Genomic DNA, 12,420 nt, shown 5'->3' on the forward strand with positions numbered 1-12,420 from the left:
TGCAACTGCCAGGCTTTATTTTTTGTCTTACTTGCTATCACCGACTTTATTTGGGGGATGCTCTTTATGGCACCCTGCTCCGTCGATTCTTAATCAACCTACCCTGTACTGAGGTTGATTTTGATGAGTCATCTGTAAATGAAACATTTTTCAGATAATTGTGTTGTCCGGAAAGTATCAAAAGCACCTAATTCCCGCCAATACAATTTGCAAATTTGTTAACCATTTCTCTTTTATCTATCCAGAACGTCGTCTGGAAAGATGCTGCATCAATGCATTTTGTCGAGTTAACACACTAAAAAATAAAGAAATTGCAGTGTTAATCTGGCTTGTTCTGTTGCAACATGAACACAACACACTAGCGTTCACATAAAATTAACAATTGGTTATTTTTTAGCACATTCATCTACAAGACAGCTTGATTAACTAATATCATCTCAATAAAGCTGCAGCAAGCATCATTGTGTAGGGTTAGTTAAATAACGATTTGATTGTTAACTTTATGTACAACGGACAAATGCCGGGGCCGCTAATATACGGTTTCCAAAGCATTTTCTTATGAATGGTTTTCTAGTGAAAAGAACAGCAGCGCTTATGATTCAAATCAGTTTGTGGGAATTTAACAAAAAAAAGCAGAATGGTTATTCTGCTTTTTCATATGTAGCTTTCAGCAGAACTAACTTAATAATCCTGGGAAAATAGTTTTCAGACCAGTCACAATAAATTCAATACCCAGAGCCATCAATAACAGACCCATTATACGGGTAATAACGTTAATCCCCGTTTGCCCTAACAGGCGCACTAGCAAAGGAGCTAGACGGAAAACTAACCAACAGCAAAAAGCAAAGAGCGCAATGGCAATCGTAAAACCGATTAAATAATTCCAGCTGTGGTATCGCGTGCCCCAGACAATAGTCGAACTGATTGCACCAGGACCTGCCATTAATGGAAGAGCTAACGGAACGACGCCTACGCTTTCGCGAATAGCACTTTCTGATTTTTCTTGTTTGTTCTGTTTATCTTCACCCAGTTTACCGCTGATCATCGACATCGCAATGGTCACCACCAGAATGCCGCCGGCAATTCGGAAGGAATCAATTGATATGCCGAATAATTGGAGGATACCGTCACCGAGGAACAACGACGTCCATAAAATAATCGCTACTGACAGGTTGGCGGTAAGGTTTGTTTTATTCCTCGCCAACGCGGTTTGGTAGCTGGTCATGCTGATAAACACGGGAATGATCCCAACTGGGTTTACCAGCGCGAACAGGCCAATAAAGAACTTAAAATAGGTTGGCAAATCAAATAAGGATTGAGCCACTAAAAACTCCGCAAATGAACGTAGCAAAGGCCGCGGTAATGTAATGGAAAACCAGTTCTGGCGCTACGCCCTTTCGCAGCATAGATAACTACTTTTATGCACAATTACGATATTAAACAATATTGTTACTCACTTGTTGAAAATATGGTAGTTTGTTTTAGCTTTGCTGTGACAAGAATTTTAAAGACTTATCAATAACCTGAATCTGTCATGCTGAATGGAGTCAGCCTTAGGATAATGTGATGCAAGTCACAAAAAACCTACTCAGAAGTGAGTACTCTTGGAAACATCTGAAGAGCGTATGATTCAGACCATGAATAGGTTTTTTCGATAAGGCTCTTTTAGTAAATCAGCAAGATGTTTTGGGAAGTTTTTGGATAGTCGTGGCCCTCTTCTACGCAAGCTGTTGCCCGCTGACTATACTGTCGACTCGAGCAGCTCATTTACTAAAAGAGTTTAAACATTATCAGGAGAGCATTATGGCTGTAACTAATGTCGCTGAACTTAACGCACTTGTAGAGCGCGTCAAGAAAGCCCAGCGTGAATATGCCAACTTTACTCAAGAGCAAGTTGATAAAATCTTCCGCGCCGCCGCTCTGGCTGCCGCTGATGCTCGAATCCCTCTCGCGAAACTAGCCGTTGCCGAATCTGGCATGGGTATTGTTGAAGATAAAGTGATCAAAAACCACTTTGCTTCTGAGTATATCTACAACGCCTATAAAGATGAGAAAACCTGCGGTGTGTTGGATGAAGACCACACCTTCGGGACTATCACTATCGCTGAGCCAATCGGTATCATCTGCGGTATCGTGCCAACGACTAACCCAACTTCAACGGCTATCTTTAAATCTCTGATCAGCCTGAAGACTCGTAACGCGATCATCTTCTCTCCACACCCACGTGCAAAAGACGCGACCAATAAAGCCGCAGACATCGTTCTGCAAGCTGCTATCGCTGCTGGTGCACCTAAAGATCTGATTGGTTGGATTGACCAGCCATCTGTCGAACTGTCTAACGCTCTGATGCACCACCCAGATATCAACATGATTCTGGCAACCGGTGGTCCAGGCATGGTTAAAGCAGCATATAGCTCCGGTAAACCAGCAATCGGTGTTGGCGCAGGTAACACCCCTGTTGTTGTTGACGAAACTGCCGACATCAAACGTGTTGTTGCTTCTATCCTGATGTCTAAAACCTTCGATAACGGCGTAATCTGTGCTTCCGAGCAATCAGTTATCGTTGTTGACTCTGCATACAATGCAGTACGCGAACGTTTTGCATCCCACGGCGGCTACATGCTGCAGGGTAAAGAGCTGAAAGCTGTTCAGGACATCATCCTGAAAAACGGCGCACTGAACGCCGCTATCGTTGGTCAGCCAGCAACTAAAATTGCTGAACTGGCAGGCTTCACTGTACCGGCTGACACCAAGATCCTGATTGGTGAAGTTAGCGTTGTTGACGATTCGGAGCCATTCGCTCACGAAAAACTGTCTCCAACTCTGGCTATGTATCGTGCTAAGAGCTTCGAAGACGCTGTTGTTAAAGCTGAGAAACTGGTTGAGATGGGCGGCATCGGCCACACCTCTTGCCTGTACACAGACCAGGACAACCAGCCAGAGCGCGTTAAGCACTTCGGCGACAAAATGAAAACTGCACGTATCCTGATCAACACCCCTGCTTCACAGGGTGGTATCGGTGACCTGTACAACTTCAAACTCGCGCCTTCCCTGACTCTGGGTTGTGGCTCATGGGGTGGTAACTCCATCTCTGAGAACGTGGGTCCTAAGCACCTGATCAACAAGAAAACCGTTGCTAAGCGAGCTGAGAACATGTTGTGGCATAAACTTCCGAAATCTATCTACTTCCGCCGCGGCTCTCTGCCAATCGCGCTGGACGAAGTGATTACTGATGGTCACAAACGTGCGATGATCGTTACCGACCGTTTCCTGTTCAATAACGGCTATGCAGACCAGATCACTTCTGTTCTGAAAGCAGCTGGCGTTGAAACTGAAGTATTCTTCGAAGTAGAAGCGGATCCAACTCTGACCGTGGTACGTAAAGGTGCAGAGCTGGCGAACTCCTTCAAACCAGACGTGATCATCGCGCTGGGCGGCGGTTCACCGATGGATGCTGCGAAAATCATGTGGGTTATGTACGAGCACCCAGAAACTCACTTCGAAGAACTGGCGCTGCGCTTCATGGACATCCGTAAGCGTATCTACAAGTTCCCGAAAATGGGCGTAAAAGCGAAAATGATCGCGGTTACCACCACTTCCGGTACTGGTTCAGAAGTGACCCCGTTTGCGGTTGTAACTGATGATGCAACTGGTCAGAAATACCCGCTGGCGGACTACGCTCTGACTCCAGATATGGCAATTGTTGATGCCAACCTGGTGATGGATATGCCTAAGTCCCTGTGTGCTTTCGGTGGTTTGGATGCCGTGACTCACGCACTGGAAGCTTACGTTTCCGTACTGGCTAGCGAATTCTCTGACGGTCAGGCTCTGCAAGCACTGAAACTGCTGAAAGAAAACCTGCCAGCATCTTACAACGAAGGCGCTAAAAACCCAGTTGCTCGTGAGCGTGTACACAACGCTGCGACCATCGCCGGTATCGCGTTTGCTAACGCCTTCCTGGGTGTGTGCCACTCAATGGCGCACAAACTGGGTTCACAGTTCCACATTCCTCACGGTCTGGCGAACGCCCTGTTGATTTCCAACGTTATCCGCTATAACGCGAATGACAACCCAACCAAGCAGACTGCATTCAGCCAGTATGACCGCCCACAAGCGCGTCGTCGTTATGCTGAAATCGCAGACCACTTGGGTCTGAGCGCACCGGGCGACCGTACTGCTGCTAAGATCGAAAAACTGCTGGCATGGCTGGAAAGCATCAAGGCTGAACTGGGTATTCCTAAGTCCATCCGCGAAGCAGGCGTTCAGGAAGCTGACTTCCTGGCTCACGTTGATAAACTGTCTGAAGATGCGTTCGATGACCAGTGTACCGGTGCTAACCCGCGTTACCCACTGATCTCTGAACTGAAACAGATTCTGATGGATACCTTCTACGGTCGTGATTATGTAGAAGAAGGTAGCGTGCCAGCATCGACTGCAAAAGAAGCTGCTCCAGCAGCTAAAGCTGACAAGAAAGCGAAGAAAACCGCTTAATTGTAAAGCCTAATAAAAAACCCGCCTCGGCGGGTTTTTTTATGTCTGCTTTTCAAATTCGCAATGTACAGCCCTTCACGAAGACCAGCGGGAAAGACTAGCCTTCCCCTCGCTTTTATTTTTTATGCGCTCTGGATGCCCTGCAGAGAGCCTTTTTGTAGCGCTTCTTTATAATGCTTGCGGCAAACCGACACATAACGTTCATTGCCACCAATAACCACTTGCTCACCCTGGTTATATGGACGGCCTTCCTGATCAAGTCGCAACACCATACTGGCTTTACGACCACAGAAACAAATAGTTTTTAATTCTACTAGCTTATCTGACCACGCTAATAAATAGCGGCTTCCGCCAAATAATTCGCCCTGAAAATCAGTACGTAATCCATAACACAGTACGGGAATATCTAATTCATCCACCACGTCTGATAACGCTAGTACTTGATCGCGTGTCAGGAACTGGCATTCATCCACCAGAACACAATGCACGGCATCACGCTGATGCTCTTCACTTATTTCATTGAATAATTGGGTTGAGCCATTGTAGAGCTTAGCGGGCGACGATAATCCAATACGTGAACTCACCTTCCCAGAGCCAAACCGGTTGTCAATTTCTGCGGTATACACCAGCGTACGCATCCCGCGCTCTTGATAGTTGTATGAGGATTGCAGTAATGCCGTGGATTTACCCGCATTCATTGCGGAATAGTAAAAGTAGAGTTGTGCCATTGGTCAGCTAGCCTGAGTTAAAATGTAAATATTATTAACACGGATTATATCATAAGCCGTTACAGAGTTATCGTTGCCTGAGGTTTGTAAGAAAAAATTCTGTATTGTTCTTCTGATATATAAGTAGTAGAGCAAAATGGTTGTTATGCACCTGATGTTTGAAGTTCGTCACGCTGCACTTAACTTACGGAGTTTTCAGCATTTTCATTGCTATACGATGGAACTCATTGAATCCCTAATAATAATTATCTATTAAGAATATCCACTGTTTTGGACAATAATACCAAAGGTTGATATTTCACCATTAATGCGGTCACACCTCAATTTAGAGCCTCAACAACCCCTGTTACTATCAGGGTTGTTGTTGAAAAAGTGAGTTATCCACGTTTTGTTTTCCCGCCGTATGAAGCAAAATTTAAGTTAATGTTCTTTTATAAATCGACAAAATATTATGGAATTTTGAATTCCTTACATTCCCGCCTATTGCAGAAGTTAATTTAAGCCTCTATTATTAGCCCATCAAGCCAACCATCAATATAAGATTGAGATTACTAAAATGAGCGAAGCACTTAAAATTCTGAACAACATCCGTACTCTTCGTGCACAAGCTAGAGAATGTACTCTGGAAACGCTGGAAGAAATGCTGGAAAAATTAGAAGTTGTTGTTAACGAACGTCGCGAAGAAGATAATGCTGCTGCTGCAGAAATTGAAGAGCGTACTCGTAAACTGCAACAATACCGTGAAATGCTGATCGCTGACGGCATTGATCCTAACGAATTACTGAATAGCATGGCTGCTGTTAAATCTGCAGGCAAAGCAAAACGCGCTGCGCGCCCAGCTAAATATCAGTACATCGACGAAAACGGCGAAAGCAAAACCTGGACTGGCCAGGGCCGTACTCCAGCAGTAATCAAAAAAGCAATGGAAGAACAAGGCAAGAAACTGGAAGACTTCCTGATTGCCTAATTTTCGCTTTTAGTGCTGCTTATTAAATCCCGCTTCGGCGGGATTTTTATTTGTGTGTAATGTTTTTTTAAATTATGCCGAAAACAGTATCCACAAAAAAGGAAGCCTGAGCTTCCTTTTTCATTTTACAAACTAATCACAGTGTCAGCTGACTTTATAGAATGCCTTATACCAGTCTACAAAGTTCTGTACGCCATCGTTTACTGATGTCTGAGGCTTGAAGCCGATAACATCATACAGCGCCTGTGTATCCGCACTGGTCTCCAGTACATCACCAGGCTGCATAGGAAGCATGTTCTTGTGCGCAACTTTACCCAGTGAGGTTTCCAGGGCCGTAATATAATCCATCAGCGTCACTGGGTTGCTATTACCGATGTTATATACACGATACGGCGCTGAGCTAGTTGCTGGAGTTCCCTCTTCTACCGTCCATTGTGCATCAGCTTGTGGAATGACGTCCTGTAAACGCACAATCGCCTCAGCAATATCATCGATATAAGTAAAATCACGACGCATTTGTCCGTGATTGTAAACATCAATACTCTTCCCTTCGACAATCGCACGAGTAAATTTAAATAACGCCATATCCGGGCGCCCCCACGGACCATAAACGGTAAAGAAACGCAAACCCGTCGTTGGCAATCCATATAAGTGCGAGTAGGTATGTGACATCAACTCGTTGGCTTTTTTAGTTGCCGCATATAAAGAAATTGGATGATCGACACTGTCATCCGTGGAGAACGGGAGTTTACGATTCAGGCCATATACTGAGCTTGAAGACGCATATAACAGATGCCCGACTTTATTATGGCGGCAACCTTCGAGCACATTTAAATGCCCTACCAGATTTGAATCCGCATAAGCGTGAGGGTTATCGATTGAATAACGAACACCAGCTTGCGCAGCAAGATGAATCACACGATCGAATTTCTCAGTGGCAAATAATTGCGCCATACCATTACGATCGGCGAGGTCAATTTTTTCGAAACGGAATGATGAATGAGGAGCAAGGCGATCAAGACGAGCTTGTTTGAGATTGACGTCATAATAGTCGTTCAGGTTATCGATACCGATAACCTGGTGACCGGCGTTGAGCAGACGTTCACTAACATGGAATCCAATAAAGCCTGCGGCGCCGGTAACCAGAAATTTCATACAACCCTCATTTATTATGCAATATTGATGGACGCTCCGCGGCCGATTGCATAATAAACAAAGCCGCGCTTGCTGAGTCTCTCAGGATCATACAGGTTACGGCCGTCAAAGATAACCGGTTGCTTTAGTGATTTCTTAATTGCATCGAAATCAGGTGCACGGAAACTTTGCCACTCTGTACAAATAACCAGAGCATCTGCATCTTGTAATGCAGCTTCTTTGGTACCCATCAATTTCAGGTCTGAACGATGTCCGTAAATGCGCTGGGTTTCATCCATTGCTTCCGGGTCATACGCCTGCACCTGAGCACCGCGTTCCCAAAGCGCTTCCATCAGGACGCGGCTTGAGGCTTCACGCATATCGTCAGTATTCGGTTTGAAAGAGAGCCCCCACAGCGCGAAGGTCTTGCCTTTCAGGTCTTCACCAAAGTGACGAGAAATAAACTCAGGGAGTTTTAACTTCTGGTCGTGGTTTACCTCTTCGACTGCTTGCAGAATACGTGGTGTATAGCCAATCTGCTGAGCAGTACGAATCAGTGCCTGCACATCTTTAGGGAAGCAGGAACCACCATAACCACAGCCAGGATAGATAAAGCTGTAACCGATGCGTGAGTCAGAACCGATACCCATACGCACTTTCTCGATATCCGCACCCAGACGTTCTGCCAGGTTAGAGATTTCGTTCATAAAGCTGATTTTAGTCGCCAGCATGCAGTTGGCTGCGTACTTGGTCAACTCGGCGCTACGGATATCCATCAGGATCATACGGTCATGATTGCGGTTGAACGGTTCATACAGTTCACGCAATAAATCGACCACATCATCGTTATCAGTACCGATAACAATACGCTCAGGGCGCATACAGTCAGAAACTGCGGCACCTTCCTTCAGGAATTCAGGGTTAGAAACTACATCGAATGGAATTTCTACGCCACGCGCTTTCAGCGTTTCTTCCATTACGCTGCGCACTCTGTCTGCGGTTCCGACTGGAACGGTAGACTTATCGAGCACAACTTTATGGGAAGTCATGTGCTGCGCGATGGTACGCGCCACAGCAGTGACATATTTCAGGTCAGCAGAGCCGTCTTCATCAGGCGGCGTGCCAACAGCAATAAATTGCATTTCACCATGATGAACACCCATTTCAGCATCGGTGCTGAACTGCAAACGGCCTTCTTCATAGTTTTTCTTAACCAGTGGCGTTAAGCCAGGTTCAAAAATCGGGATCACGCCGTTTTTCAGATTTTCAACTTTCTTCGCATCGACATCTATGCACATCACTTCGTGACCGACTTCTGCAAGCACCGCAGCCTGCACAAGTCCAACATAGCCGATACCAAATACAGTAACTTTCATCTTTCTATCCTGCGTTGAAATGAATTACTTTTTCGCGCCAACAATCTCTTCTAACCAGGCTTTAAAATCTGGCCCCAGAGAACTATGACGGATACCGTATTCCACAAACGCCTGCATGTAGCCGAGTTTATTACCGCAGTCATGGCTAACGCCTTTCATGTGGTAGGCTTCAACAGTCTGTTTTTCCATCAACATAGCGATGGAGTCAGTCAGCTGAATTTCATCGCCAGCACCCGGAGGCGTTTTGGACAGCAGCGGCCAGATATCTGCCGTCAGGACATAACGCCCCACTACAGCAAGATTGGATGGCGCAACATTTGCTTTCGGCTTCTCAACGATACCCACCATTGGCACGCTATCGCCTGCGTTCAATTCAACGCCTTTGCAGTCAACAACACCATAAGCCGTCACATCTTCTACGGGCTCAACCATGATTTGGCTGTGGCCTGTAGCATCAAAACGTTTGATCATTTCAGCCAGGTTATCCTGGGAAAGATCAGATTCGAACTCATCAAGGATCACATCAGGCAGGATTACCGCAACTGGCTCATCACCCACAACCGGGTGAGCACACAACACGGCGTGACCAAGGCCTTTTGCCAGACCCTGTCGAACCTGCATAATCGTGACATGTGGAGGGCAGATAGCCTGAACTTCTTCCAACAACTGGCGCTTAACGCGTTTTTCCAGCATCGCTTCCAGTTCGAAACTGGTATCGAAATGGTTTTCGATGGAGTTTTTCGAAGAGTGAGTCACCAGAACAATTTCAGTAATACCTGCGGCGATACATTCGTTGACCACATACTGAATTAAAGGTTTATCAACCAAAGGCAACATCTCTTTAGGAATAGCCTTAGTAGCCGGTAACATACGCGTGCCTAATCCCGCGACAGGGATTACTGCTTTTCTTACTTTTGAATTAAGGGCAGCCATTGAAAAATCTCCTGGACTGTTCAAGTTTTCACTTGCAAGTCAATTAAAAAACGCCTCGAGTATATCAGCTTAAAAATGAAATCTACGGCTGTTTACCCGATGCGTTGGTAATTTAAGATAAATACGAATGAGTTAATTGCGATATTAACACCCACGCTGTCAGGGGAGAAAAACTAAATGTTTTCAGTCGTCCAGATGCTCATTCCGCAGACAACATCAGGCGTAATCGCCCGCCCGTACCCCAAACCTGGCACTGCCAGGATTCGCAGCGCTGGCTGATTTGGTTGAGGTAAGTATTGCCCAGGGTTCCTAACGGCACACCGTTGCTGACCTGGATTTGATGCTCGCCGGTATTTAAGGTGGCATTCAGCCCCGCCGAGACCAAAATCAGATTCTTGAGCTCGCTATGATAATAGCCCACCATCAACGGGAATTGGCCGGTCAAATTCGCCTGGCGTAATAACTGGTTCACTTGTTTAAGTAAATTCCCTAACTCTGGTAAGCGCTGGCGTTGCTGGGAAAGATGCTCTTGCAGTAAGCCATTAAATAACGCGCGTAATAACAACGCGGCTAACACACCGTTATCCCCGGCGCGGGTCACATCAAGACAATAAAATGCCAGATCGTTTTCTGAAAGCGGCGCGATATCCAGCACAAGCCCAGGCTGATTAAGGGTGATCAGTTGACGGTAATTGATGCGGCAGTGCGACATCACTTGTTGCACGGGAGGTTGCAACTCTTGCAATAATTTGGATGCTGCCTGCGGGTCGCTAACCAGCGCGTCCCAGTCTTTAAATAATCGCTCTTCTTCTTCGACACGAGAATTGAACATGTTGGGATAGAGGCAGGCGAACACCGTTTCACGCAGGCGGTTGAGATCTTTAATCGGTTTGAGCAAGACATCCTGCACACCAAAGCGTAATGCTTTGGCGATATCTGACATATTTTCGGTGGCCGAAATGACCAGTATCGGCGTTTGAATCCCTTCATTACGCAAATGCTCTACCAGTTTTAGCCCGTTCATGCGCGGCATAGCCAGATCGCAAATCAACAAATCAGGGGCTAAATGGCTCATTTTCTCCAGCGCATCAATGCCATCTGTGGCAACCGTAATTATCGCCCCTAAAGAGGTAAGGTAATTATCCAGCAAAGAGCGGAAAACGGGCTCATCCTCAACAATGAGGATGAGCTTTCCATCGAGTGGCTGTGTCATGTGCGCTCCCCTGACTGGCAATAATTAAATAGTGGCATGGTATGGCCTTGGTCGCCTGTCAGAATTGCCAGAAGTCATGTAAATCAGAAAATTCATTCATGGGTACGAACCAGTGGCAGCAACTCATCTATCTTTTTTTCAACCGCCAGGCTCCCGGCACTGATCGCCTCAGCGGCACGGTGGAAATCCAGAGTTGAAATCTGCGGGCAGAAAGGTTGCAGCAAAATATCTGGTGGGTCGCCCGCCATACGGTTGCGTTTCAGGCGGTTTTCCAACACTTGAATGGAAGTGGTCATGATTTCCATCGCCGTTGGCGTAGTACTGGCTCGTCGGGTGGTGATTTTACCCAGTTGCTCACGCAACCGCCCACGCCAGCTATCAGGTTGCACCTGGTTGTCTGCCAAGGGCGTCGTCATATTGACGGAAAGTAAATCTTGCTGCATCAGATGCGCGTCGTGCTGTAGATCGACTGCGATAACGATATCGGCCCCTAACGCTCGGGTTAGCGACACTGGCACAGGGTTGACCACCGCACCATCCACCAACCAATAACCGTTGTATCCAACAGGCGACAACAACCCTGGCATGCTACAAGACGCACGAACCGCCTGATGCAGATCACCATCCGTGAACCATAGCTCGCGGCCAGTACTTAAATTGGTGGCAACGGAACCGAAGCGCAGCGCGCAGTCTTCAATATTTTCTTCGGTGATTATCTTGCGAATGTTATTGAACACTCTTTCGCCACGCAACAAACCGCCACGGCGCCAGGAAAGATCCATCAGTCGCAGAACATCCCAATAGCCGAACGAGCGCACCCAGCGTTCCATCATAGGCAAGCGATTACTGGCATAAGCGGCACCGACCAGTGCCCCTACGGAGCAACCTGCAACGATATCAATCTGAATGCCTGCACGTTTTAACGCATTAATGACACCAATATGCGCCCATCCTTTTGCTGCTCCCGACCCTAACGCCAGGCCGATCTTTACCTGTCTCATTCCGCCTCGGTCTTTGTTCCCCGGTATATCATCCGTGACGAAGTCGCCACTGCTCAGTTAACATATCAACCCCGCGTATTTACGCCGACTCTTTTTTTGTAACCAAGGAGATGCTGTGTCGCAACTTTGCCCATGTGGTAGCGGTCTGGAGTATAGCTTATGTTGCCAGCCTTACCTACGCGCAGACCGGTATGCGCCAACCCCGTCACAGCTTATGCGCTCACGTTATACCGCCTATGTGATGCAGGAAGCAGATTATTTGGTAACAAGCTGGTATCCGCAGACACGCAGCCCGACACTGAAAAGCGATATTTCGGGTAGTTTTGCAACGACACATTGGCTGGGTTTGACGGTGTATGAAACCGCTGACGGACGTGATGAGAACGAAGGTTTCGTCGCTTTCGTGGCGCGTTTTGAAGAGCAAGGCGTAGAAAGTGCCATCATCGAACGTTCGCGTTTCTTAAAGGAAAACGGTCAGTGGTACTATGCTGATGGGATGCGCCCACAGTTTGGCCGTAATGACCCCTGCCCTTGCGGCTCCGGGAAAAAATTTAAAAAGTGCTGTGGCCGATAACGA

10 protein-coding genes are annotated in these 12,420 nt (G+C 46.7%); 3 read left to right on the forward strand and 7 right to left on the reverse strand.

Features of this window, described 5'->3' with window-relative positions; all coding sequences use genetic code 11:
• Positions 1–676: 676 nt before the first annotated feature.
• On the reverse strand, positions 677–1,324 hold the full coding sequence (locus MNO13_RS14120) for a YchE family NAAT transporter (protein WP_064547324.1): 648 nt from the start codon (positions 1,322–1,324) through the stop codon (positions 677–679).
• A gap of 479 nt (positions 1,325–1,803) precedes the next feature.
• Here MNO13_RS14120 and adhE point away from each other — a divergent pair, with 479 nt between their 5' ends.
• On the forward strand, positions 1,804–4,491 hold the full coding sequence (adhE, locus tag MNO13_RS14125; protein ID WP_121815560.1) for a bifunctional acetaldehyde-CoA/alcohol dehydrogenase: 2,688 nt from the start codon (positions 1,804–1,806) through the stop codon (positions 4,489–4,491).
• Positions 4,492–4,613: 122 nt separating this feature from the next.
• Here adhE and tdk read toward each other — a convergent pair whose 3' ends face one another.
• Positions 4,614–5,219, reverse strand: coding sequence for a thymidine kinase (gene tdk, locus MNO13_RS14130; RefSeq protein WP_064547328.1), 606 nt, complete (start codon positions 5,217–5,219; stop codon positions 4,614–4,616).
• 556 nt (positions 5,220–5,775) lie between these two features.
• On the opposite strand from tdk, the gene hns reads away from it, so the two are divergent.
• Positions 5,776–6,186 carry a histone-like nucleoid-structuring protein H-NS gene (gene hns, locus MNO13_RS14135; protein WP_034494985.1) on the forward strand — a complete coding sequence of 137 codons (411 nt, stop codon included), beginning with the start codon at positions 5,776–5,778 and terminating at the stop codon, positions 6,184–6,186.
• A 144-nt stretch (positions 6,187–6,330) separates the two neighbouring features.
• Here the strand turns inward: hns and MNO13_RS14140 are convergent, their stop codons facing one another.
• From MNO13_RS14140 to rssA, 5 genes are all read right to left on the reverse strand, one after another.
• Entirely contained in the window at positions 6,331–7,341 is a 1,011-nt protein-coding gene (locus tag MNO13_RS14140; RefSeq protein WP_064547330.1) for an NAD-dependent epimerase, read from the reverse strand.
• Positions 7,342–7,355: 14 nt separating this feature from the next.
• Positions 7,356–8,696 carry a UDP-glucose dehydrogenase family protein gene (locus MNO13_RS14145; RefSeq protein ID WP_064547332.1) on the reverse strand — a complete coding sequence of 447 codons (1,341 nt, stop codon included), beginning with the start codon at positions 8,694–8,696 and terminating at the stop codon, positions 7,356–7,358.
• 24 nt (positions 8,697–8,720) lie between these two features.
• Positions 8,721–9,629, reverse strand: a complete 909-nt coding sequence (gene galU, locus MNO13_RS14150; RefSeq protein WP_064547333.1) for a UTP--glucose-1-phosphate uridylyltransferase GalU — start codon at positions 9,627–9,629, stop codon at positions 8,721–8,723.
• Positions 9,630–9,828: 199 nt separating this feature from the next.
• Positions 9,829–10,842: a two-component system response regulator RssB gene (gene rssB / locus MNO13_RS14155; RefSeq protein WP_064547335.1), complete on the reverse strand. Its 1,014-nt coding sequence runs from the start codon at positions 10,840–10,842 to the stop codon at positions 9,829–9,831.
• Between the two features lie 92 nt (positions 10,843–10,934).
• On the reverse strand, positions 10,935–11,843 hold the full coding sequence (rssA, locus tag MNO13_RS14160; RefSeq protein WP_064547337.1) for a patatin-like phospholipase RssA: 909 nt from the start codon (positions 11,841–11,843) through the stop codon (positions 10,935–10,937).
• A gap of 115 nt (positions 11,844–11,958) precedes the next feature.
• Here rssA and MNO13_RS14165 point away from each other — a divergent pair, with 115 nt between their 5' ends.
• On the forward strand, positions 11,959–12,417 hold the full coding sequence (locus tag MNO13_RS14165; protein WP_064547339.1) for a YchJ family protein: 459 nt from the start codon (positions 11,959–11,961) through the stop codon (positions 12,415–12,417).
• The last annotated feature ends 3 nt before the right edge of the window (positions 12,418–12,420 follow it).

The sequence above is a fragment of the Buttiauxella ferragutiae genome (genome assembly GCF_022637515.1).
In the GTDB taxonomy this organism is placed as follows: Bacteria; Pseudomonadota; Gammaproteobacteria; order Enterobacterales; family Enterobacteriaceae; genus Buttiauxella; species Buttiauxella ferragutiae.